Consider the following 22,878-nt stretch of genomic DNA (forward strand, 5'->3'; position numbering starts at 1 on the left):
GCTGCCGCGCAGGCGCGCCGGTCGTGCGTTGCACCGGCACCCGGAAAAGGGCCCGGGTCAGCCGACGACGAACTGCTTCAGTTGCGGTTCGTCTGCCACTTCCCAGGCGACGATGCGGTCCGAGATCGCCTGGCGCAGCTCCGCCTCACCGAAAATGCCGGAGTCGGCGACGTTTTGCACCTTGTCCTGATAAGCCTGGATGTCGGCGCCGACAACCTTGAGTTCGGCCGCCCGGGCGGCGATCGCGGCGATCGTCTCGTCGCGGGTGTACCGCAGGCAGTGCGCGACGAGGTTGGAGAACACCAGCTCATGGCGCACCTCGTCGCGGGCGATCCGGTCGACGAGGCCGGCCAAGATGGGCTCCTCGAGCTTGGCGGCCAGGTTCTGGCAGTACACGGCGTGGGTGCGTTCGGTGAACGCCATGTACACCAGCGTCTCGACCTGGCTGTAGTGGTCGGCGCGGTAGCCCTGCATCAGGTACTGGATGCGGGCCTCTTCGTTCGCGGTCGGGTCGACCTCGCGGGTCACCACCAGGTATTCGCGCAGCGCGATGGCGTGCAGGTGTTCCTCGGCGGTCCACCGGCCGAGCCAGCGGCCCCACCAGTCCTCGAGGATGAAGTGCTCGACGAGCTCGCGGTGGTGGGCGGCCAGGTCGTCCTTGAGCAGCAGCAGGATCTCGCAGGCGTCGGTGTGGGCCCGCGGCAGCGTCATGCTGGACGGGTCCCAGTCGCGTCCGCCGAGGAAGGCGTAGTTTTCGCCCCGGTCGAACGGCACGTAGTCGTGTGCGAACCAGATGTCGTCGGTCTCGATATGGCGGTGCATTTCCGCCTCGACGACGGGCTCGAGTTCCAGGGTCAGCGCGTTAGCGACAGGTTTCTGTGCCATGCAGTAACTGTAACCCGTATACACAGGTTAAATAAAGTCGGCCCCGCCGTGCCGCGGTCTCGCTTCGGTAACGGTCGACCAGGCCCCGCACCCGTGCCCGTCGTACGGCGGGAACTAGACCGTCAGGCCCGGGTACAGGGGGTTGGCGGCGAGTAGCTCCGCGGCGGCCGCGTCGACCCGTTCGGCGGTGCCCGCGGCCAGCGAGTACTTGGCCTTGGAGGTGCCTTCGGGAGCCGTGTTGGCCAGCACGTCGATCATCAGCTCGGCCACCCGGTCGAATTCGGCGGGACCGAACCCGCGGGTGGTCAGCGCCGGGCTGCCGAGCCGGATCCCGCTGGTGTACCAGGCGCCGTTCGGGTCGGCCGGGATGGCGTTGCGGTTGGTCACGATGCCGGCGTCCAGCAAGGCCGACTCGGCTTGGCGTCCGGTCAACCCGAACGACGTGACGTCGAGCAGCACCAGGTGGTTGTCGGTGCCCCCGGTGACCAGCTGGGCGTCGCGCTTGAGGAAGCCGTCGGCCAGGGCCTGGGCGTTATCGGCGACCCGCTGCGCGTAAGCCTGGAACGAGGGCTGCCGCGCCTCGGCGAGTGCGACGGCCTTGGCCGCCATGACATGCGACAGCGGTCCGCCCAGCACCATCGGGCAGCCCTTGTCGACGGCGTCGGTGTATTCCGGCTGGCACAGGATGAGGCCGCCCCGCGGACCGCGCAGCGACTTGTGCGTGGTCGTCGTCGTGACATGGGCGTACGGCACCGGATCCTCGTCGCCGGTGAACACCTTGCCCGCCACCAGGCCGGCGAAATGTGCCATGTCCACCATCAGGGTGGCGCCCACCTCGTCGGCGATCTCCCGCATCGTCGCGAAATTGATCCGGCGGGGGTAGGCGGAATAGCCGGCCACCAGGATCAGCGGCTTGAACTCCCGCGCGGCGGCCGCGACGGCGCCGTAGTCGATGAACCCGGTATCGGGATCGGTGCCGTAACTGCGCTGATGAAACATCTTGCCCGAGATGTTCGGCCGGAAGCCGTGGGTAAGGTGGCCGCCGGCATCCAGTGACATGCCCAGCAGCCGCTGGTTGCCCAGTTTGGCGCGCAGCTTCTCCCAGTCCGCCTCGGACAGGTCGTTGACGTGCTTGACGCCGGCATCGGCCAGATCCGGCGCCTCGACCCGGGTAGCCAGGATCGCCCAATACGCAACGAGGTTGGCGTCGATACCCGAGTGCGGCTGCACGTAGGCATGCGGCGCGCCGAACAGCTCGCGGGCATGCTCGGCGGCGATGCTTTCCACGGTGTCCACGTTTTGACAACCCGCGTAGAAGCGGTGCCCGATGGTGCCCTCGGCGTACTTGTCCGACAGCCAGGTCCCCATGGTGAGCAGCACCGCGGGCGACGCGTAGTTCTCGCTGGCGATCAGCTTCAGCGAATCACGTTGGTCGGCGAGTTCTTTGCGCGTCGCCGAGGCGATGCGAGGTTCGACGGACTCGACCACCTGCAGTGCCGCTCGGTAGGCAGCGGTCGCGGTGTCGGCGTATTCGGCGCCCGGTGACGTGGTGGAGATGGCGGTGTGGGACGAGTCGGCTGACATGCGAACGAGACTAGTCGGCCAGCAACGATGACGTGATCAGCGGCCGGTCCGGCGGCGGCACGACCCGTCAGCCGCCCGCGCGACGCAGTTAGCCAGCCCAGCCGTCGGACGCGTCGCCGTTGCTGCCACACTGGGCACTATGCCGCGGCCGAGCGAGCCGAGCCCTTATGTGGAGTTCGACCGGAAGCAATGGCGTGCGCTCCGTATGTCGACGCCACTGGCCCTCACCGAGGAGGAACTGGTCGGGCTGCGTGGCCTCGGCGAGCAAATCGACCTGCTGGAGGTCGAAGAGGTCTACCTGCCGCTGGCCCGGCTCATCCACCTTCAGGTCGCCGCCCGGCAGCGCTTGTTCGCCGCGACGGCGGAATTCCTCGGCGAACCGCAGCAGAATCCGGACCGGCCGGTGCCGTTCATCATCGGCGTCGCCGGCAGCGTAGCCGTCGGGAAGTCGACCACCGCCCGGGTGCTGCAGGCGTTGCTGGCGCGTTGGGATCACCATCCCCGCGTCGACCTGGTCACCACCGACGGCTTCCTATATCCCAACGCCGAGCTGGAACGGCGAAACCTGATGCACCGCAAGGGTTTTCCCGAAAGCTATAACCGCAGGGCGCTGATGCGGTTCGTGACCTCGGTCAAATCCGGTTCCGACTACGCGTGTGCCCCGGTGTATTCACACCTGCGCTACGACGTCCTGGCCGGAGCCAAGCACGTCGTCCGGCATCCCGACATCCTGATCCTGGAGGGCCTCAACGTCCTGCAGACCGGCCCGACCCTGATGGTGTCGGACCTCTTCGACTTCTCGCTGTACGTGGACGCCCGGATCGAAGACATCGAGCAGTGGTACGTGTCGCGCTTCTTGGCCATGCGCAGTACGGCGTTCGCCGACCCGCAGTCACACTTCCACCACTACTCGGCGCTCAACGACACCAAAGCCGTCGCCGCCGCCCGCGAGATCTGGCGCTCGATCAACAGGCCCAATCTGGTGGAGAACATTCTGCCGACCCGGCCCCGCGCCACTCTGGTGCTGCGCAAGGACGCCGACCACTCCATCAACCGGCTGCGCCTGCGCAAGCTGTGACGCCGTAATGGCCGGCGCGGGGCGGCACTCCGCAGGGGGTCGCGGAGGCGCCCCGCACCGGCAGGCGGGGAGTTACGCCGTTTCGAGCCGGCGCAATCCCAGGTACTGCAATGTCGCGAAGACCGCGGTGTACAGCGCGCTGACCAACGAGGCGGCCACCCCGCTCGCGGTCAGCTGCGCCGCTTCGGCGACGACGACGGCGGCCAGGGTAAACGCGATGTTGGCCGCGACGACGACGATCCCGACGCGACGCAGGTCGGGCACCGCCCCGAAGCCGTAGACGACCAGCCCGTACACGAGGAAGAACCCGGCTAGGCCGTATTCCACGGCCGGGGACAGGCCGGTCAGCGACGCCAGCGAGTCGCCCACCAGCGCGACGGCCAACCCGCACACCCCCGTGATCGTGGCGTCGGCTCGCACGGCGAAGCGCAGCAGTGAGTCGGCCGAATCGTAGAGGTACCGGGTCGGCATTCCGGATACAGCGTTCATCTGATTACTCCTTGAATGGCGGTGGGGGGTCGAACAACGTCCGCCACGAAAGCAACGACGAGCGGGTTCGCCGGTGTATTCCCGATCGCCGATGACAGTTTGGGAACGAAATCGCGACGGCCCGCGGCGGACCGGTCGGGCGCACGCAACGTATTCGCCGCAGCTGGCCGGCCGGACGGGGCCCGCGCGTCTTGACAACCGGCGTTGTCAACGGTCACCGCAATGTGGGCCATTGAGGACAAACGGCCCTATTCGGACTCGGTGCTGGCCCGGAATACTTGGGCGCTCGGAACATTGACCACCTGAACCTGCGGAGATGCCGAATGACCGCTGAAGCCCAGCAAATCAGCGAACTAGAGGCGCGCCGGCCGTTTCCGGCGCGCCAGGGACCGAAGGGCAACCTGATCTACAAGGTCATCAGCACCACCGACCACAAGATGATCGGCATCATGTACATGGTCGCCTGCTTCATCTTCTTTTTCATCGGCGGCTCGATGGCCCTGTTCATGCGCCTCGAACTCGCGGCGCCCGGCCTGCAATTCTTGTCCAACGAGCAGTACAACCAGCTGTTCACCATGCACGGCACGGCCATGCTGCTGTTCTATGCGACGCCGGTCGTCTTCGGGTTCGCCAACCTAGTGCTGCCCCTGCAGATCGGCGCACCCGACGTCGCCTTCCCGCGGCTCAATGCGTTGTCGTTCTGGCTGTTCGTGTTCGGGGCACTGATTGCCTTGAGCGGATTCATCGTCCCCGGCGGTGCGGCCGACTTCGGGTGGACCGCATACACGCCGCTGTCGAACGCGATCCACTCGCCGGGCCCGGGCGGTGACCTGTGGATCCTGGGTCTCGGCGTCGGCGGTCTGGGCACCATACTCGGAGCGGTCAACATGATCACGACCGTGGTCTGCCTACGCGCCCCGGGCATGACAATGTTTCGGATGCCGATCTTCACCTGGAACATCCTGATCACCAGCGTGCTGGTCCTGATCGTCTTCCCGCTGCTGACCGCCGCTTTGTTCGGGTTGGCCGCCGACCGCCACCTCGGCGCCCACGTCTACGACCCGGCCAACGGCGGGGTGATCCTCTTCCAGCATCTGTTCTGGTTCTTCGGGCATCCCGAGGTGTACGTCATCGCGCTGCCGTTCTTCGGCATCATCTCCGAGATTCTTCCGGTCTTCTCCCGCAAACCGATCTTCGGCTACACCACGCTGGTCTACGCGACGCTGTCCATCGCGGCGTTGTCGGTCGCGGTGTGGGCCCATCACATGTATGCCACCGGAGCCGTACTGCTGCCGTTCTTTTCGTTCATGACATTCCTGATCGCGGTGCCGACGGGCATCAAATTCTTCAACTGGATCGGGACGATGTGGGGCGGGCAGCTGACGTTCGAGTCGCCAATGCTGTTCTCGTTCGGCTTTTTGGTCACCTTCTTGCTCGGTGGCCTGTCGGGCGTGCTGCTGGCCAGCCCGCCGCTCGACTTTCACATCAGCGACACCTATTTCGTGGTCGCGCACTTCCACTACACGCTGTTCGGCACCATCGTGTTCGCCACCTACGCGGGCATCTACTTCTGGTTCCCCAAGATGACCGGCCGCCTGCTCGACGAGCGCCTGGCTAAGCTGCACTTCTGGCTGACGTTCATCGGTTTCCACACCACGTTTTTGGTCCAGCACTGGCTGGGCAATTCGGGGATGCCCCGCCGCTATGCCGACTACCTGCCCACCGACGGATGGCAGACACTCAACGTGGTCTCGACGATCGGTTCTTTCATTCTGGCGGTCTCGGTTCTGCCGTTTGTGTGGAATGTGTTTAAGAGCTGGCGCTTCGGCGAACCCGTATTGGTCGACGATCCCTGGGGCCACGGCAACTCGCTGGAATGGGCCACGAGCTGCCCGCCGCCGCGGCACAACTTCACCGAGTTGCCCCGCATCCGCTCCGAGCGCCCTGCCTTCGAGCTGCACTACCCGCACATGGTGGAGCGGTTGCACGCCGAGGCTCACGTCGGAGGCCACCGCGCCGAAAAGTCGGAAGTGCAGACCACGGCAGCCTCATCGTGACGGCCGCCGCGGGCGATTACTTGCCGTGCCGGCGGTGTCGCTGGCTGTAGTCACGCAGGGCACGCAGGAAGTCGACCCGGCGGAATGCGGGCCAGTGCGCTTCGCAGAACCACATCTCCGAGTACGCGCTCTGCCACAGCAGGAAGCCGGACAGCCGCTGCTCCCCCGAGGTGCGGATCACCAGATCCGGATCGGGTTGCCCCGAGGTGTACAGGTTTTCGGAGATGCCCTCGACGGTCACCGCCTCGACGAGCTCCTCACCCGTCGCGCCGTTGGCAAGTTGCTTGCTGAGCAAGGCGCGCACCGCGTCGACGATCTCGCGGCGCCCGCCGTAGGCGACCGCGACGTTGACGTGGAACGGGGCCACCCCCGGCGTCGACTCCACCGCGTCGCGCAGCCGGCGCGCCGGTTCCTCGCCGAGTAGTTCGAGGTCGCCGACGGTGCGCACGCTCCAGCGGTTCGCCGGCGCGCAGATCTCCTCGACGACGTCGGTGATGATCTCGATGAGCGCGGCCAGCTCGTCGGGGTCGCGCTGCAGGTTTTCGGTCGACAGCAGGTAGATGGTGGTCATCTCGATGCCGGCCTGCTCGCACCAGCGCAGCATCTCGGCGATCTTCGCCGCGCCCATGCGGTAGCCGTAGCTGACGTCGACGTAGCCCGCATCGCGCGCCCAGCGCCGGTTGCCATCGCACAGCACCGCGATGTGCCGGGGCAGCTCGGACTTCGAGGCGGCCAGCCCCTGCCGCAGCCGCATCTCGTAGACGCGGTACAACGGCTCCTTGAGCCGTGGCGGGATAACGTCCACGAGGATCCACCCTACTGTGGGCGGCAACAAATTCCGGCGTCCATTGCCCGCAAAATCACGGGCAGTTCGGCGCTGGACCCGAACTCCCGCGCACTAGTGTTGGGCGATATGAGCGGCCAAACCACTACGGCCAGCACCGCGGAATCCGAACCGAAGGGGCTGGCAGCCAACGCCACGCAGCAGTTGGTCGAGGGCGTCGCCCGGGTGCTGACCAAGCCGCGATTCCGCGGCTGGATTCACGTCTACTCGGCCGGCACCGCCGTATTCGCGGGGGCATCGCTGGTGGCGGTGTCGTGGGCGGTGGGCTCCACCCGGGCGGGCCTGGCGACCCTGCTTTACACCTTCGCCACCATCGTCATGTTCACCGTCAGCGCCACGTACCACCGCGTGCACTGGAAGTCCGCGACGGCCCAGAAGTGGATGAAGCGGGCCGACCACTCGATGATCTTCGTGTTCATCGCCGGCAGCTACACCCCGTTCGCCCTGCTCGCTTTGTCGCCCGCCGACGGACACGTCGTGCTGTGGATCGTGTGGGGCGGCGCGGCGGCCGGGATCCTGCTGAAGATGCTGTGGCCGTCGGCGCCGCGCTGGGTCGGGGTGCCGCTCTACATCCTGCTGGGGTGGGTGGCCGTCTGGTACACCGGGGAGATCCTGCACAACGCGGGGGTGGCCGCGATGGTGCTGCTGTTCGTCGGCGGCGCGCTGTACAGCATCGGCGGCATCCTCTACGCGCTGCGCTGGCCCGACCCGTGGCCGACGACATTCGGCTACCACGAGTTCTTCCACGCCTGCACCGCGGTAGCGGCGATCTGCCACTACATCGCGATGTGGTTCGTGGTGTTCTAGCGCACTACAGCTGCGTGACGTCGGCCGCCGACCAGTACGCTTTCATGGCGCTGATCTTGCCGCGGCCGTCGAACACCATCACGTCGATCGGCTCGATCCGCATCTTTTGCTCGCCGGCCGTGATGGTCAACCGGAAGTGGAACGCCGCCTCGTTGCCGGCGACGCGCAGCGACACCAGCTCGGCCTGCCGGTCCACATTCGCGACGGCGGAGTAGAAGCCCTTGATCGCCTGGCTGCCGATGTGGACCTCGCCGCCGACCGGGTCCTCGACCGTGGCGTCGTCGGCGTACAGGCTGACCAATCCGTCCACATCGCCGTCGCCGAGGAGCGCGATATAGCGGTTGACCGTGTCGGTGATCACTTGGACCTTGTCGTCGGCAGTCGGCATGGAAGGCGACGTTACTACCCCGGTACCCCAAGGGCGGCAGCCAGTTCCGCCGGGCGGGTGACGGGAAGGTCGCAGACCCGGCCGCGGCACACGTAGGCGGCGTCGGCCGCGCCGATGCGGTTGCGGCCGGCCAGCAGGGCCGACGAATCGATCTCACCGCCGACGACGATCGCACCGCCGGGCGCCAGCCGGCGCGCGGCGGCCAGCAGCTCCGAGCGCGGCGGGTCGCAGGCGACGGCGATCTGCAGCGGTCCGCGCACCGTGGCCTCGGCGACGGCCAGCCAATGCCCGGCCGACCGCGGTGCCCGCGCCAGCAGCACTGAATGCGCACGCAGCGCGGCGGCCGCGGCGCGCAGATATCGTTGCGCGCGGTCCCCGTCGACCAGGTGGGCCGCGGTCAGCAGCGCCTCGGTGATGCTGGAGGCGCCCGACGGCGCCGCGCCGTCGACCGCGTCGGCGGGCCGCATCATCAGCTGCTCGGCATCGTCGGCCGTGTCATACCAGCGGCCGGGCCGGTGTGGGTCCGCGAAGTGCGCCAGCGCGGTGTCCAGCAACTCGACCGCGGTGCTCAGCCAGATTCCCTCGGCGGTGAGCTGATACAGCGCGAGCAGCCCGGTGGCCAGCATCGCGTGGTCCTCCAGGATGGCCGCGCTGGCGCCGACCAACCCCCCGAGGCTGGCGCGCCGCAGCCGGCCGTCGACGATGTGGCTGTCGCGCAACGCCGTCGCGCACCGCACCGCGGCGCGGGCGAATGCGGGTTCGTCCAGGGCCACACTGGCCTCGGCCAGCGCGGTGATGGCCAGCCCGTTCCACGAGGTGATCACCTTGTCGTCACGCCCGGGCTGCGGCCGCGAGCGCCGGGCAGCCAGCAGCTCGGCCCGGATGCGTTGCAGCCGCTGTTCATCGGGATCGCCGGGTCGTTGCAGCACCGACGCGCCGTGCTCGAAGGTGCCGTCGCGGGTAACGGCGAAAACCTCTGCGGCCCAACGTCCGTCGTGCTCACCGAGCACCTCGGTCAGCTGCTGAGGCGTCCAGACGTAGGTCAGACCCTCACGGCCGTCGGTGTCGGCGTCCAGCGACGAGATGAACAGGTCGCCGTCGGTCAGGCCGTGCAGCAGAAACCGCGCGGTTTCGCCCGCCACCCGGCGAGCCAGCGGATCTGCGGTCCGCCGGGCCCAGTGCGCGTAGGCGCGCAGCAGGAGCGCGTTGTCGTACAGCATCTTCTCGAAATGCGGTACCAACCAAGCCTTGTCGACGCTGTAGCGGGCGAAACCACCGGCCAGCTGGTCGTAGATGCCGCCGCGGGCCATCGCGCTGCCGGTGTGCTCGACGGCCTGCAGCGCGGCGGCCGACCCGGTGCGTTCGTAGTTGCGCAGCAGCGCCTCGAGCAACGCCGACGGCGGGAATTTGGGCGCGCCGCCGAAGCCGCCGTGCACCGTGTCCTGGTCGGCCAGCACGGCGGCGACGGCGTGGTCGCACAGCTCCGGAACGATGTCGAGCCCACCGCCCGGCAGTCCGGACGACATGGTGCGCAGCTCGCCGGCGATGCGGTCCGACGCCTCCTCGACTTCGCCGCGGCGGTCTTGCCACGTCTGGGTGACAGCCGAAAACAGTTGCAGGAATTCATCTTTCGGGTAGTACGTGCCGCAGAAGAAGGGCCGTCCGTCGGGTGTCAGGAAACACGTCATCGGCCAGCCGCCCTGCCCGGTCAGCGCGACAGTGGCGTTCATGTAGACCGCGTCGATATCGGGCCGTTCCTCGCGGTCGACTTTGATGCAGACGAATCCCGCGTTCATCGCGGCGGCCACGTCGGCGTCGGAGAACGATTCGTGGGCCATGACGTGACACCAATGGCACGCGGCGTAGCCGATCGACAGCAGGATCGGCACATCGCGCGCCGCGGCCTCCGCCAACGCCTGCGGCGTCCACTGCTGCCAGTGCACCGGATTGTCGGCGTGCTGGCGCAGGTACGGGCTGGTGGCCACCCCGAGGGTGTTGGTCGGCGACGGATCGATCGGCTCAGCCGGGCTCATCGCCGCGCCCCGGCGGCCGTTTCGGCCCGTCCGTCTGCTCCGGGGCCTCGTCGACGAAGTCGGTGCCCTCGTCGGCGGCCTGGTCGGGCTCGGGGTGCTGGGGGTCGAACGATTCGGGCACCTTCTTCAGTTGCCGGTTCATCGACCGCAGCAGGAACAACGTGGCGATCAGCAGCAGCACGATCACCAGCAACCCGATCGGGCTGGCCTTGCCGAAATCCGGACCGTTGTTGTGCGGCCCGTCAGCAATCACCGTGAACAAAAGGGGGTTCACCTGTCATCCTCGATTCCGGCGAACAGGTCGTCCTCGGGCAGCCGGACGGGCACGCGCGAGCGCGCCAACTCGAATTCCTCGGTCGGCCAGAGCCGTTGCTGCCAGGCGATCGGGGCGGCGAAGAAGTCCGCGTTCGGGTCGATCTGGGTGGCGTGCGCGCGCAGCGCATCGTCGCGCTGGCTGAAGTACTCCGAGCACTGCACGCGCGTCGTCACCCGCGACTCGAACGGGTCGTGCTTCGGGTCCCACGCCTCGAGCCACTTCCTGAACGGAGGCTCGTGCCCGTGCTTGACGGCCTCGTCGTGCAATAGCTGTATGCGCGCGCGCAGGAAGCCGTGGTTGTAGTACAGCTTGGACGCGGCCCACGGCTCGCCCGCGTCCGGGAAGCGCGCGAAGTCGGCGGCCGCCTCGTAGGCGCCCACCGAAACCTGGTGGCAGCGAATGTGATCGGGGTGCGGGTAGCCGCCGTTCTCGTCGTAGGTGGTCATCACGTGCGGGCGGAACTCGCGGATCACGCGCACCAGCGCCTCGACGGAGACGTCGAGCGGCACCAGCGCGAAGCTGTCGTCGGGCAGCGGCGGCGGCGGATCTCCCGAGGGCAACCCGGAGTCGATGAAGCCGAGCCAGCGGTGTTCCACGCCGAGGATCTCGGCAGCCTTGGCCATCTCGTCGCGGCGGATCTCGGCGATGTGTTGCTGCACGTCGGGCAAGTCCATCGCCGGGTTGAGGATGTCGCCGCGCTCGCCGCCGGTCAGCGTCACGACCAGGACCCGGTGGCCCTCGTCGGCATACCGGGCGAGAGTGGCCGCGCCCTTGCTGGATTCGTCGTCGGGGTGGGCGTGCACCGCCATCAACCGAAGCTCGCTCACGTGCCCCCTCGCTGGTCTGCCGGTTGCGCTCGAAAACCTAGAGCGTGACCCTATAATTCCAGTTCCCGATCATTACCACGCTGTCGGCCGGGGTCCGGCAGCCGACAAGTGCAGTTGTGACACAGCCATGAGCCAGACTTCCATCCCGCGTCCCGAGGCCCGCTATGGGCGTACCCGACTTTCGCGCCTTGCGCGGCGTCGGGCGGCGATCGCGCTCGGTGTGCTGGTCGTCGGCGCGGGCATCACCCTCGCCGTCGTCGGCTACCAGCGGCTGGGTACCAGCGACGTCTCCGGTTCGCTGGCCGGCTACCGGGTGATCGACGCCGAGACCGCGTCAGTGACAATCAGCGTGACCCGATCCGACCCGTCGCGCCCGGTCGACTGCATCGTGCGGGTCCGCGCCAAGGACGGCGGCGAAACCGGCAGGCGCGAGGTTCTGGTCCCCCCGTCGCAGGCGACTACGGTGCAGGTCACCACCACCGTGAAATCGTCTCGACCACCGGCGATGGCCGACATCTACGGCTGCGGCGCCGACGTCCCCGACTACCTGCGCGCGGCGTGACCGCAGAACACGAGCGATCCGCGAATGGCGTCATCATCTGTTTCCACAGTGGTAACATGGGTGAATGCACGGTTCCTCCTGGGACCGTGTATTGCTGCATTAAAGGCCGTGGGCGGGCGGATGGCAGCACCGGCTGAGACCCGGAAACCCCGGACAACGGGGCTCAGATACTTACGCGAATACGCGGATCCAGAGACGAGGAGCACGACGAGATGACCGACACTCAGGTGACCTGGCTGACCCAGGAATCACATGACCGTCTCAAGGCCGAACTCGACCAGCTGATCGCCAACCGTCCGGTCATCGCCGCGGAAATCAACGATCGCCGCGAAGAGGGCGACCTGCGCGAGAACGGCGGTTACCACGCCGCTCGCGAGGAGCAGGGCCAGCAAGAGGCCCGCATCCGTCAGCTGCAGGACCTGCTGAACAACGCGAAGGTCGGCGAGGCGCCCAAGCAGTCCGGCGTCGCGCTGCCGGGGTCGGTGGTGAAGGTCTACTACAACGGCGACAAGTCGGACACCGAGACGTTCCTGATCGCCACCCGCCAAGAGGGTGTCAACGAGGGCAAGCTCGAGGTGTACTCGCCGAACTCACCGCTGGGCGGCGCCCTGATCGACGCCAAGGTCGGCGACACCCGCAGCTACACCGTGCCCAACGGCAACACCGTCGAGGTCACGTTGGTCAGCGCTGAGCCCTACCACTCCTAGGTTTTCCGCGAGTGTGAACCCTGCGACGCTTGGCCGGCGAGTCACGTCGTCAGATTCACAGTCGGCATAGCTAGGCGAGCGCCTGCTCGAGATCGGCGAGCAGGTCGGCGATGTCCTCGATCCCGACCGACAGCCGTACCAAATCGTCGGGCACTTCCAATTGCGAGCCGGCCGTGGACGCGTGCGTCATGGCGCTCGGATGCTCGATCAGCGACTCCACCCCGCCCAGCGACTCGGCCAGGATGAACACCCGGGTGCCGGCGCAAAGTTCTTCGGCGGCCGCCCGGCCCCCGCGCATGCGCACCGACACCATGCCGCCGAAGCCGGACATCTGCCGCGCGGCGACCTCGTGGCCCGGGTGATCCGGCAGGCCCGGGTAGAGCACCGTGTCGACCGAGGCGTGCCCGGCGAGGAATTCGGCTACGGCCGAAGCGTTTTCGCTATGCCGCTGCATCCGCAGCACCAGGGTCTTCAGGCCGCGCATCGTCAGGTAGGCGTCGAACGGGCCCGGCACCGCGCCCGCCCCGTTCTGTAGGAAGCCGAAGGCGTCGTCCAGCTCCCTGTCGTTGGTGACCAGGGCGCCGCCGACGACGTCGGAGTGGCCGCCGATGTACTTGGTGGTCGAATGCAGCACGATGTCGGCCCCCAGCGCCAACGGCTGCTGCAGCGCGGGAGAGGCAAAGGTGTTGTCCACCAACACCTTTGCCCCTCGTGTGCCACCAATCTGTGCGATGGCGGTGATGTCGGCGATGGAAAGCAGCGGATTGGTCGGCGTCTCGACCCAGATCAGCCGGGTCTTCGGGGTGACCGCGGCGGCGACTGCGTCCAGATCCGACAGTGCTACCGGGGTGTGTTCGACATTCCACTTGGTGAAGACCTTGTCGATAAGCCGGAAGGTGCCGCCGTAGGCGTCGTTGGGAATGACGATGTGATCGCCGGGGCGCAAGATGGCCCGTAGTGCACAGTCGGTGGCCGCCATCCCGGAACTGAACGCCCGCCCGTAGGCGCCGCCCTCCACGGCGGCCAGCGAGGCCTCCAGCGCCGCCCGCGTCGGGTTGCCGGTGCGCGCGTATTCGAATCCGCCGCGCAGGCCGCCGACGCCGTCCTGGGCGAAGGTGCTGCTGGCGTAGATCGGGGCGTTCACCGCCCCCGTCGCCGGATCCGGCCGGTAGCCGGCATGAATGGCCTTGGTGGCCAGGCCGGTGATGCGGTGGTCCGTATTACCGTGTGCGTTCATCGACGCCCAGCTTAGTGACCGTCAGCTGCGCGGCGGTCCAAACCGTTAGGCGATCGGCAGGACCACCGTGGTCATGATCTTGTCGGCCAGGGTTTGCCGTTTGGCGTCCCACAGCGGGAACAGGAAACCGATGTAGCAGATGATCGCGTCGACGATGTGGGCCAGTTGGCGCACGATCGACAGCCCGAAACCGATCGGCTGCCCGGTGTTCTCGCTGACCACCTTGATCTTGACCACCGACTTACCCAGGCTGGACCCGGTCGTGCCCTGGCGGTAGCCGAAGTTCCAGATGCCGTAGGCGAGGACCACCAGCCAGGCCAGCCCCTTGGTGAACAGGCCGATGACCGAATCCGTGGCGTAGCAATACTGGCTGACGTCGTACTGACTGACGTTGGCGACGCACGACGACTGTTGGGTGAGCAGCGCGATCACCCACGCGATGCCGTAGACGACCGCGATCGGGATGTTGTCGATTAGGGCCGCCAACACCCGCGTCAGCCACGGCGTGTAGGCCTCGGTCGGCAGGGCGCGGATCGCCGGTCCGGGCGGCGGCGGCACGTATCCGCCCGCCGGCGGGGGCGGCGGCGGGTAGGAGCCCCCGCCCGGCAGCGGAGGTGGTGGTGGCGGCGGCTCGTACCCGCCGGCGGGCGGCTCGTATCCGCCGGAAAAACCGGGGTCAGATGGCGGGTGCGGCCCACCGGGCGGCGGTTGATCGGTCATGGGACAACCTTCCACGCGAGTTAGCTGAGATCGCCGCATAACAGTACCTGAGCGACCGCGGCCACCGGGGCATGGAGCCGGTGGGAACGGTCAGCGCCGCCGCGGCGGGTCGGAGAGGAATCCCAGCAGATCATACCGGGTGATGACACCGACCGGCTTGCCCTGCTCGACGACCATCAACGCGTCCCAGTCCCGCAGCTCCTTTCCTGCGGCGCTCACCAGTTCGCCGGCGCCGATCAACCGCAGCGGCGGGCTCATGTGTTGGGACACGGCGTCGGCTAACTTGGCCCGGCCCTCGAACACGGCCGAGAGCAGCTCGCGTTCGGAGACACTGCCGGCGACTTCGCCGGCCATCACCGGCGGCTCGGCTCCGACGACCGGCATCTGGGACACCCCGTATTCGCGCAGGATGCCGATCGCGTCGCGCACGGTCTCGGACGGGTGGGTGTGCACCAGGTCGGGCAGCGCGCCGGACTTGCCGCGCAGCACGTCACCGACCGTCGGTTGCTCGGTCGAGCCGTCGAGTCGGCTGCGGAAGAACCCGTAGGACGACATCCACGCGTCGTTGAAGATCTTCGACAGATAGCCCCGACCGCCGTCGGGCAGCAACACGACCACGAGGGCGTCGGGCCCGGCTTCCTCGGCCACCTTGGCGGCCGCCACCACCGCCATGCCGCACGAGCCGCCCACCAGCATCGCTTCCTCGCGGGCCAGCCGCCGGGTCATGTCGAACGAGTCGGAATCGGAGACGGCGATGATCTGGTCGGGGACGCTCGGGTCGTAGGCCGCGGGCCAGAAATCCTCGCCGACGCCCTCGACCAGGTAGGGCCGGCCGGTGCCGCCCGAATAGACCGAACCCTCGGGGTCGGCGCCGATGATGCGGACGGGTCCTTCTGGTCGGCCGCGGGACACCTCCTTGAGGTAGCGACCCGCGCCGGTGATCGTCCCGCCGGTGCCGATGCCGGCGACGAAGTGGGTGACCTTGCCGTCCGTGTCGGCCCAGATCTCGGGACCGGTGGTTTCGTAGTGGCTGGCCGGGCCCTGCGGGTTGGCGTACTGATCGGGCTTCCAGGCGCCGTCGATCTCGCGCACCAACCGGTCGGAGACGCTGTAGTAGCTGTCCGGGTGCTCGGGCGGCACGGCCGTCGGGCACACCACCACCTCGGCGCCGTAGGCGCGCAGCACGTTCTGCTTGTCTTCGCTGACTTTGTCCGGGCAGACGAAAATGCACTTGTAGCCGCGGGGTTGGGCGACCAACGCAAGACCGACGCCGGTGTTGCCCGAGGTGGGTTCGACGATGGTGCCACCGGGCTTCAGCTGGCCGCTGGCCTCGGCAGCATCGATCATCTTCGTCGCGATCCGATCTTTGGCGCTGCCGCCCGGGCTGAGGTATTCGACCTTTGCCGCCACCGTGCCGGCGCCGGCGGGAATGACGGAGTTCAATCGGACCAACGGCGTACCGCCGATCAGATCGCTGATGTGCTGCGCAATTCGCATGCCTTCATCGTCTCAGGCGATTTCGGGCCGTGCACATCCGCTCCCGGCAGCGCCGGGCCGGCGCCCGCCGCCGAGGGCATGCCGCGGGGAAACCGTCAGCCGGTGGCCTCGCGGATGTACTCCCCGATCTGGCGCAGCGACCGTTCCGCCTCCGGCACCAACGGCGCCGCCAACTGGAAGTCGTGCATCTGGCCGGGCCAGACGCGCACCTCGGCCGGAACCCCAACGGCGGCAAGCTTGCTGGCCGCCAATTGCGCATCGTGCAGCAGCACTTCGGACCCGGACACATGAATCAGGGTGCGCGGTAGTCCGGGCTCGATGTGGTCCAGGGGTTCGTAGATTGCTTCGGGTTTACCGTCCACTATGTTCTTCTCGGCGGCGATGGCAACCAGCTTGACCAGCGCGTCGAAAGCGTTGGCCGGGAACATCGCGTCGGTCTTGATGTTGGGATGCGCCTGCTTGCATTCCTTCGCCAGTTGCAGCAGCGGCGAGATCGCCACCAGCGCCGCGGGCTGTTCGCCCTCCTGCTGCAGCCGCTGCGCGAGGGCCAGCGCCAGATACCCGCCCGCGGAGTCGCCGGCCAGCACGATCTGGTCGGCCGGATACCCGTGCAGCTTCACCCACCGATAGCCGTCGTAGCAGTCGTCGAGCGCCATCCCGATCGAATGTTTGGGCAGCAGACGGTAATTGACGACCAGCACTGGCGAATCCGCGAATTTCGAGATGGCCTCGACGATGCGGCCATGCGAGTTCGCGCCGCAGGTGAGGAAAGCCCCGCCGTGGAGGTAGACGACCATCCGCCGCGTGCCGTCGGCCGGCAGCACACCGGGCGCGCGCACCAGCTGCGCCGAGGCGTGGGGCAGCTCCACGGTTTCGCGCACCGTCGCGGTCACCGGAAGCAGTACCTTGGCCGCCAGATCCAGGACGCCCCACGGCCACGGCAGGGTGGGGGCGTTGCTGCCGACCGCCAGAATCGGCCGCAGAGTCACCCGCGCCGCCAGGCTGGCGACCCGGGCGGCGACACTGGGCCCGGACTCGAGTACCTCGACCGGCGCGCCGTCGCTGCTGGCGTATTTGCGTGCCCGCGCCTTACCTGCCTTGAGGACATCGCGCGGGCGCACGACTTCTCTGGGCGAGCCGGAAACCCAACTGGGTGCGCTCATGCTCAACACTTCCTACGTCGTTGTAGTCCGATACAGCATGTGGAGGTCGGCTGAGCGTCCGTCGATTCCCGTCGCCGAGTGGTTCAGCCCTTCCCGTAAACTTAGCTTCGCAGGCATTTTCGGGTGCAACGTTTGAAGAGTCTGATTTGATACCACATTTGATTCACAACGTGATCACATTGTTTGCCAGCCGCCCGCGCAAACCCTGTCGCGGTTCTAAACTGATCCCGTGACCATGCGGTTGCCGCGTCGTTCGACCATCGCTCTGGCCACAGCGGGTGCGCTCGCCTCTACGGGTACCGCCTATCTGGGGGCACGCAATCTGCTTGTCGGCCAGGCCACTCACGCGCGCACCGTGATCCCCAAGGCGTGGGACATCCCGCCCCGCGCCGACGGCGTCTACCTGCCCGGCGGCGGACCCGTGGAACGGTGGCAGCGCGGCATGTCGGTGGACCTGCACCTGATGATCTTCGGGGATTCGACCGCCACGGGTTACGGCTGCATGAGCGCCGAGGAAGTACCCGGTGTGCTCGTCGCGCGCGGGCTCGCCGATCAGACGGGCAAACGTATCCGGTTGAGCACCAAGGCAATTGTCGGCGCCACCTCCAAAGGCGTGTCCGGTCAGGTCGATGCGATGTTCGTGGCCGGACCGCCGCCGGACGCCGCCGTGATGATGATCGGCGCCAACGACGTCACCGCGCTGAACGGGATTAGTCAGTCCGCGCGGCGGCTCGGCAAGACGGTGACGAAGTTGCGCGCCCGCGGCGCGGTGGTGGTCGTCGGCACCTGCCCGGATCTCGGTGTCATCTCCGCCATCCCGCAGCCGCTGCGCTCCCTGGCGCACGCCCGGACGTCGCGATTGGCCCGCGCTCAGGCCGCCGCCGTGCGATCGGCCGGCGGTACGCCGGTGCCGCTGGCGAACCTGCTGGCGCCCCAATTCCGCGCGACGCCGGAACTGATGTTCTCCGCGGACGGCTACCACCCGTCGCCGACGGCCTACGCGCTGGCGGCGGCCCAGCTGCTGGTGGCGTTGTGCGACGCGTTGGGCCAGGAGGTGCACAGCCCTGTGCTCAACGTGGCGTCGAGGTCCGGTGCATCCGAGCTCGGTGCCGCCAACACGCGGTTGAGCGCCATGGCGCGGCTGTGGCGACGCCCGGAGCCCAGTTCGGCCGCCCCGTCGTCCTACCAGGAAACCGGCAGCGACTAGATTCACCTAGGACTTGTTGAGCACGTCTACTGGTTTGCCACCCGATCGTGCGGCGAGCCCGTATCCACTGAAAGGGATCGAAGGGAACCGTCATGCCCGAAGCCGTCATCGTCTCCGCCGCGCGCTCGCCGATCGGACGCGCCATGAAGGGATCGCTGGTCAGCATGCGGCCCGACGACCTGACCGTGCAGATCGTCCGCGCGGCGCTCGACAAGGTGCCGGCGCTGAACCCGCACCAGATCGACGACCTGATCCTGGGCTGCGGCCAGCCGGCCGGCGAGTCGGGCTACAACCTGGCGCGCGTCATCGCCGTCGAGCTCGGCTACGACTTCCTACCGGGCACCACCGTGAACCGGTACTGCTCCTCGTCGCTGCAGACCAGCCGGATGGCGTTCCACGCGATCAAGGCGGGCGAGGGTGACGCGTTCATCTCCGCTGGTGTGGAAACCGTGTCGCGGTTCGCCAAGGGCAGCGCCGACTCCTGGCCGGACACCAAGAACGAGCTGTTCGGCGAGGCCCAGGCGCGCTCCGCCGCGGCGGCCGAGGGCGCCAAGGAATGGCACGACCCACGCGCCGACGGCAACGTCCCCGACGTCTACATCGCCATGGGCCAGACGGCGGAGAACGTCGCACTGCTGACGGGAATCAGCCGCGAGGACCAGGACCATTGGGGCGTGCGCAGCCAGAACCGCGCCGAGGAGGCGATCAAGAGCGGGTTCTTCGAGCGCGAGATCACTCCGGTCATCCTCCCCGACGGGACGACGGTCAGCACCGACGACGGGCCTCGTCCGGGTACCACCTACGAGAAGATCAGCGGGCTCAAGCCGGTGTTCCGGCCCAACGGCACCGTGACCGCCGGCAACGCCTGCCCGCTGAACGACGGCGCGGCCGCGCTGGTGATCACCAGCGACACCAAGGCCAAGGAACTGGGCCTGACCCCGCTGGCCCGCATCGTGTCCACCGGCGTGAGCGGCCTGTCCCCGGAGATCATGGGCCTCGGACCCATCGAGGCGTCCAAGAAGGCGCTGCAGCGGGCCGGCCTGTCGGTCAACGACATCGACCTGTTCGAGATCAACGAGGCCTTCGCGGTGCAGGTGCTGGGCTCGGCCCGCGAGCTGGGTATCGACGAGGACAAGCTGAACGTGTCCGGCGGCGCGATCGCCCTGGGCCACCCGTTCGGCATGACGGGCGCACGCATCGCGACCACGCTGCTCAACAACTTGCAGACCTACGACAAGACCTTCGGGCTGGAGACGATGTGCGTCGGCGGCGGCCAGGGCATGGCGATGGTGTTCGAACGGCTCAGCTAGACGGGCGCGGCCTCGTCGCGCCGTTTGGGGTGCGCTCACGGCGGCGACACGCCAGTCGACCCCGCCGCCGTTGCACACCAAAAACCGTCACCGCACACCCGACACCGTCACCGCCGACCCAACGCGCTCAGCGCACAAAGAAGCCGGCACGCCGCTGCGGCGTGCCGGCTTCTCCCGTCGAGCAGGCTAATCGTTTTGCAGATAACTGAGCAGACGCAGGATTTCGAGATACAGCCAGACCAGCGTCACGGTCAGGCCGAGTGCGATGCCCCACGCCGCCCTTTCGGGCGCTCCGGCGCGGATCATCTGGTCCGCCGCGTCGAAGTCGATCAGGAAGCTGAAGGCCGCGATGCCGATCATCACCAGCGAGAACAGGATGGCGATGGGTCCGCCGCTGCGCAACCCCAGGCCCGTCCCGCCGCCGACGCCGAACAGGGCAAGCACGAAGTTGCCCAGCATCAGGGCCAGCGCGCCGAACAGCGCGCCGACGACCCAGCGGGTGAACTTCGGCGTGACCCGGATGGCGCCGGTCTTGTACACGACGAGCATGCCGAAGAACACCCCGAAGGTGCCCAGGACGGCCTGCAGGATCAGCGCGCCGGCGCTGACGTTGGAGACCTGGGTGTAGGCGAAGACGAACGACACGGCGCCCAGGAACAGGCCCTCGAGCACCGCGTAGCTCAGCACCAGCGGCGGACTGTCCTGCTTGCGGCCGAAGGTGGCGACCAGCACCAGCGCCAAGCCGCCGAACGCGCCGATCAGGGTCAGCGGCAGGGCCAGCGCACCCTTCGACGTCTCGACCAGGTAGAAGGAAACGATCGCGGCGACCGTCAGCACGCCCAGCGTGATGCCGGTCTTGGTGACGACATCGTCGATGGTCACCGGGCGGGAGGTCTTGGCCTCCCGGTAGGGCGCCGCATAGGGGTCGGCCTGATAGTAGCCCTGCTGCGTCGGGGCCGCGCCAGTGCCGAATTGCGCGTATCCGCCGCTCTGCTTGGGCAGCGAACGAAATACCGGGTTGCTTGTCTCCCGCACCGTCGGATCCTCTCTCAAGACTGTGGTTCGAGCTCTGCGAACACTTGCTCAACGAGCGGCCGTCGTCCCGGGTTCCCAGCGGAGCTGGGTTTTGTGACGTCTTTCCGGGCTCCGATGCTGTCGTCGGCTTAAAGATAATCCTTACCCGCGGGTATCGCTGCAGTTGTCACGTTCTAGATTGCTGGTCGAGCCCCGGGCGGCCACGACGGCCAGGACGTCGAAGCCCCGGGCACCAATTCCGGCGATGGGAGGCCAGCGAGTGACCGACGGCGCGACAGCGGAATCCGGCCCCGAAACCAACCCCGAAACCGCAGAGGTCTTGACCCGGGTCGACAACGGCGTCGGATTGATCACGCTGAACCGCCCCAAGGCGATCAACTCGCTGAATCAGACCATGGTCGACGCGTTGGGGCCGTTGCTCACCCGGTGGGCGGCCGACGACGCCGTGCACGCGGTGGTGCTCTCCGGGGCCGGCGAACGCGGGCTGTGCGCAGGCGGCGATGTGGTCGCCGTCTATCACAGCGCCCGCAAGGACGGCGTCGAGGTGCGCAAGTTCTGGCGCGACGAGTATCTGCTCAACGGCCAGATCGGCCGGTTCCCCAAGCCGTATGTGGCACTGATGGACGGCATCGTGATGGGTGGCGGGGTCGGCGTCAGCGCGCACGGCAACGTCCGGGTCGTGACCGAAACCTCAAAGGTGGCAATGCCCGAGGTCGGCATAGGGTTTGTCCCCGACGTCGGCGGGGCGTTCATCTTGTCCCGCGCGCCCGGCGCGCTTGGCCTGTACGCCGCGCTGAGCGGCGCGACGCTGTCCGGATCCGACGCCATCACACTGGGATTGGCGGATCACTACCTGCCGCACAGCGAACTCGCGGCGTTCACCGCGGCGATCGTCTCGGACGGCGTCGAGTCCGCGGTCGCCGCCCATGTCACCGAGCCGCCGCCCAGTCAGCTTGCCGCACAACGTGAGTGGATCGACGAATGTTTCGCCGGTGAGACCGTCGTGGACATCGTCGCGGCGCTGCGGGACCACGCGGCCGGACCGGCCAACGACGCGGCCAAGCTGATCTCCAGCCGCTCGCCCATCGCGGTCTCGGTCACGCTGCAGGCGATGCGCCGCGCCGCGAAGCTCGATACGCTGGAAGATGTTCTGGTCCAGGACTATCGGGTGTCGTCGGTCGCGGCCCGCTCACACGATCTGGTGGAGGGCATCCGGGCGCAGATCATCGACAAAGACCGCAACCCGAAGTGGTCCCCGGCCTCGCTGGACCAGGTGACGGCGGCCGCCGTCGACGCCTACTTCGTACCGGTCGACGACGACCTACGTTTCTAGAAAGGCGATGTGCAATGACACCCAACAGCTACGAGACCATCCTGATCGAGCGCGAGGAACGCGTCGGGATCATCACGCTGAACCGGCCGCAGGCGCTCAACGCGCTCAATAGCCAGGTCATGCACGAAGTCACCAGTGCGGCAACCGAATTCGATCACGATCCCGGCGTGGGCGCGATCATCATCACCGGCTCGGCCAAGGCGTTCGCCGCCGGCGCCGATATCAAGGAAATGGCTGGGCTGTCGTTCGCCGACGCGTTCGCCGCCGACTTCTTCGCCCCATGGGGCAAGCTGGCCGCCGTCCGGACCCCCACGATCGCCGCGGTGGCCGGGCACGCGCTCGGCGGCGGGTGCGAGCTCGCGATGATGTGCGACCTGCTGATCGCCGCCGACACCGCCAAATTCGGCCAGCCGGAGATCAAGCTCGGCGTGCTGCCCGGCATGGGTGGTTCGCAACGGCTCACCCGCGCCATCGGCAAGGCCAAGGCGATGGACCTGATCCTGACCGGGCGCACCATCGGCGCCGAAGAGGCCGAGCGCAGCGGCCTGGTCTCGCGGGTGGTGCCGGCCGACGACCTGCTGACCGAGGCCAAGGCCGTGGCCACCACCATTTCGCAGATGTCCCTCTCGGCGGCCCGAATGGCCAAGGAGGCCGTCAACCGCGCCTTCGAATCGACCCTGACCGAGGGGCTGCTGTACGAACGCCGGCTGTTCCATTCGACTTTCGCGACCGACGACCAGTCCGAAGGCATGCAGGCCTTCATCGAGAAGCGCGCTCCCCACTTCACCCACCGGTAGGA

General features: G+C 67.7%; 22 protein-coding genes. 9 read left to right on the forward strand and 13 right to left on the reverse strand.

The features are described from left to right. Window positions 1-57: 57 nt before the first annotated feature. Together MSG_RS19570 and MSG_RS19575 are read right to left on the reverse strand one after the other, a co-directional pair. Window positions 58-885 carry an acyl-ACP desaturase gene (locus MSG_RS19570; protein WP_096442186.1) on the reverse strand — a complete coding sequence of 276 codons (828 nt, stop codon included), beginning with the start codon at window positions 883-885 and terminating at the stop codon, window positions 58-60. A gap of 114 nt (window positions 886-999) precedes the next feature. Then, complete coding sequence (locus MSG_RS19575) at window positions 1,000-2,469, reverse strand: glycine hydroxymethyltransferase (protein ID WP_096442188.1); 1,470 nt, start codon at window positions 2,467-2,469, stop codon at window positions 1,000-1,002. Window positions 2,470-2,608: 139 nt separating this feature from the next. Between MSG_RS19575 and coaA the strand changes: the two genes are divergently transcribed. Continuing rightward, window positions 2,609-3,547 (forward strand): type I pantothenate kinase, encoded by a 939-nt coding sequence (coaA, locus tag MSG_RS19580; RefSeq protein ID WP_096442190.1) that lies wholly within the window; start codon window positions 2,609-2,611, stop codon window positions 3,545-3,547. 72 nt (window positions 3,548-3,619) lie between these two features. Here coaA and MSG_RS19585 read toward each other — a convergent pair whose 3' ends face one another. Then, entirely contained in the window at window positions 3,620-4,036 is a 417-nt protein-coding gene (locus MSG_RS19585; protein WP_096442192.1) for a hypothetical protein, read from the reverse strand. A gap of 323 nt (window positions 4,037-4,359) precedes the next feature. On the opposite strand from MSG_RS19585, the gene ctaD reads away from it, so the two are divergent. Beyond that, a complete protein-coding gene (gene ctaD, locus MSG_RS19590; protein ID WP_096442194.1) occupies window positions 4,360-6,093 on the forward strand; it encodes an aa3-type cytochrome oxidase subunit I in 1,734 nt (577 codons plus the stop codon). Between the two features lie 16 nt (window positions 6,094-6,109). Here the strand turns inward: ctaD and MSG_RS19595 are convergent, their stop codons facing one another. Further along, window positions 6,110-6,898, reverse strand: coding sequence for a (2Z,6E)-farnesyl diphosphate synthase (locus tag MSG_RS19595; RefSeq protein ID WP_096442196.1), 789 nt, complete (start codon window positions 6,896-6,898; stop codon window positions 6,110-6,112). Window positions 6,899-7,006: 108 nt separating this feature from the next. Between MSG_RS19595 and trhA the strand changes: the two genes are divergently transcribed. Further along, window positions 7,007-7,744: a PAQR family membrane homeostasis protein TrhA gene (gene trhA / locus MSG_RS19600; protein WP_096444684.1), complete on the forward strand. Its 738-nt coding sequence runs from the start codon at window positions 7,007-7,009 to the stop codon at window positions 7,742-7,744. Window positions 7,745-7,748: 4 nt separating this feature from the next. On the opposite strand, the gene MSG_RS19605 is transcribed toward trhA, so the two are convergent. Genes MSG_RS19605 through mca form a run of 4 tightly spaced genes read right to left on the reverse strand, consistent with a single transcriptional unit; the run spans window position 7,749 to window position 11,308 of the window. Continuing rightward, window positions 7,749-8,132 (reverse strand): nuclear transport factor 2 family protein, encoded by a 384-nt coding sequence (locus tag MSG_RS19605; protein ID WP_096442198.1) that lies wholly within the window; start codon window positions 8,130-8,132, stop codon window positions 7,749-7,751. Window positions 8,133-8,146: 14 nt separating this feature from the next. Continuing rightward, window positions 8,147-10,165: a thioredoxin domain-containing protein gene (locus tag MSG_RS19610; protein ID WP_096442200.1), complete on the reverse strand. Its 2,019-nt coding sequence runs from the start codon at window positions 10,163-10,165 to the stop codon at window positions 8,147-8,149. Beyond that, window positions 10,152-10,439, reverse strand: a complete 288-nt coding sequence (locus MSG_RS19615; RefSeq protein WP_096442202.1) for a hypothetical protein — start codon at window positions 10,437-10,439, stop codon at window positions 10,152-10,154. Before MSG_RS19615 ends, MSG_RS19610 begins: the two co-directional genes overlap by 14 nt. Beyond that, window positions 10,436-11,308: a mycothiol conjugate amidase Mca gene (mca, locus tag MSG_RS19620; RefSeq protein WP_096442204.1), complete on the reverse strand. Its 873-nt coding sequence runs from the start codon at window positions 11,306-11,308 to the stop codon at window positions 10,436-10,438. The genes MSG_RS19615 and mca overlap by 4 nt, the downstream gene beginning before the upstream one ends. A gap of 127 nt (window positions 11,309-11,435) precedes the next feature. Between mca and MSG_RS19625 the strand changes: the two genes are divergently transcribed. Together MSG_RS19625 and greA are read left to right on the forward strand one after the other, a co-directional pair. Beyond that, window positions 11,436-11,870, forward strand: coding sequence for a DUF4307 domain-containing protein (locus MSG_RS19625; protein ID WP_096442206.1), 435 nt, complete (start codon window positions 11,436-11,438; stop codon window positions 11,868-11,870). Window positions 11,871-12,082: 212 nt separating this feature from the next. Beyond that, window positions 12,083-12,577: a transcription elongation factor GreA gene (gene greA / locus MSG_RS19630; RefSeq protein ID WP_096442208.1), complete on the forward strand. Its 495-nt coding sequence runs from the start codon at window positions 12,083-12,085 to the stop codon at window positions 12,575-12,577. Window positions 12,578-12,647: 70 nt separating this feature from the next. On the opposite strand, the gene MSG_RS19635 is transcribed toward greA, so the two are convergent. From MSG_RS19635 to MSG_RS19650, 4 genes are all read right to left on the reverse strand, one after another. Further along, a complete protein-coding gene (locus MSG_RS19635) occupies window positions 12,648-13,814 on the reverse strand; it encodes a cystathionine gamma-synthase (protein WP_096442210.1) in 1,167 nt (388 codons plus the stop codon). Between the two features lie 45 nt (window positions 13,815-13,859). After that, on the reverse strand, window positions 13,860-14,534 hold the full coding sequence (locus tag MSG_RS19640) for an RDD family protein (RefSeq protein ID WP_096442212.1): 675 nt from the start codon (window positions 14,532-14,534) through the stop codon (window positions 13,860-13,862). Window positions 14,535-14,624: 90 nt separating this feature from the next. Next, on the reverse strand, window positions 14,625-16,031 hold the full coding sequence (locus MSG_RS19645; RefSeq protein WP_096442214.1) for a cystathionine beta-synthase: 1,407 nt from the start codon (window positions 16,029-16,031) through the stop codon (window positions 14,625-14,627). Window positions 16,032-16,126: 95 nt separating this feature from the next. Next, entirely contained in the window at window positions 16,127-17,194 is a 1,068-nt protein-coding gene (locus tag MSG_RS19650) for an alpha/beta hydrolase (protein WP_096442216.1), read from the reverse strand. A gap of 241 nt (window positions 17,195-17,435) precedes the next feature. Between MSG_RS19650 and MSG_RS19655 the strand changes: the two genes are divergently transcribed. Both MSG_RS19655 and MSG_RS19660 read left to right on the forward strand, forming a co-directional pair. Beyond that, complete coding sequence (locus tag MSG_RS19655) at window positions 17,436-18,401, forward strand: SGNH/GDSL hydrolase family protein (protein ID WP_096444685.1); 966 nt, start codon at window positions 17,436-17,438, stop codon at window positions 18,399-18,401. 92 nt (window positions 18,402-18,493) lie between these two features. Next, on the forward strand, window positions 18,494-19,711 hold the full coding sequence (locus tag MSG_RS19660) for an acetyl-CoA C-acetyltransferase (protein WP_096442218.1): 1,218 nt from the start codon (window positions 18,494-18,496) through the stop codon (window positions 19,709-19,711). A 186-nt stretch (window positions 19,712-19,897) separates the two neighbouring features. Here MSG_RS19660 and MSG_RS19665 read toward each other — a convergent pair whose 3' ends face one another. Further along, window positions 19,898-20,746: a Bax inhibitor-1/YccA family protein gene (locus MSG_RS19665; protein WP_096442220.1), complete on the reverse strand. Its 849-nt coding sequence runs from the start codon at window positions 20,744-20,746 to the stop codon at window positions 19,898-19,900. Between the two features lie 259 nt (window positions 20,747-21,005). On the opposite strand from MSG_RS19665, the gene MSG_RS19670 reads away from it, so the two are divergent. Both MSG_RS19670 and MSG_RS19675 read left to right on the forward strand, forming a co-directional pair. Further along, a complete protein-coding gene (locus MSG_RS19670) occupies window positions 21,006-22,079 on the forward strand; it encodes an enoyl-CoA hydratase/isomerase family protein (protein ID WP_232011087.1) in 1,074 nt (357 codons plus the stop codon). A gap of 14 nt (window positions 22,080-22,093) precedes the next feature. Further along, window positions 22,094-22,876 carry an enoyl-CoA hydratase gene (locus MSG_RS19675; RefSeq protein WP_096442224.1) on the forward strand — a complete coding sequence of 261 codons (783 nt, stop codon included), beginning with the start codon at window positions 22,094-22,096 and terminating at the stop codon, window positions 22,874-22,876. Window positions 22,877-22,878: the final 2 nt, after the last annotated feature.

Origin of the sequence: Mycobacterium shigaense, assembly GCF_002356315.1 — a bacterium.
Classification (GTDB): domain Bacteria; phylum Actinomycetota; class Actinomycetes; order Mycobacteriales; family Mycobacteriaceae; genus Mycobacterium; species Mycobacterium shigaense.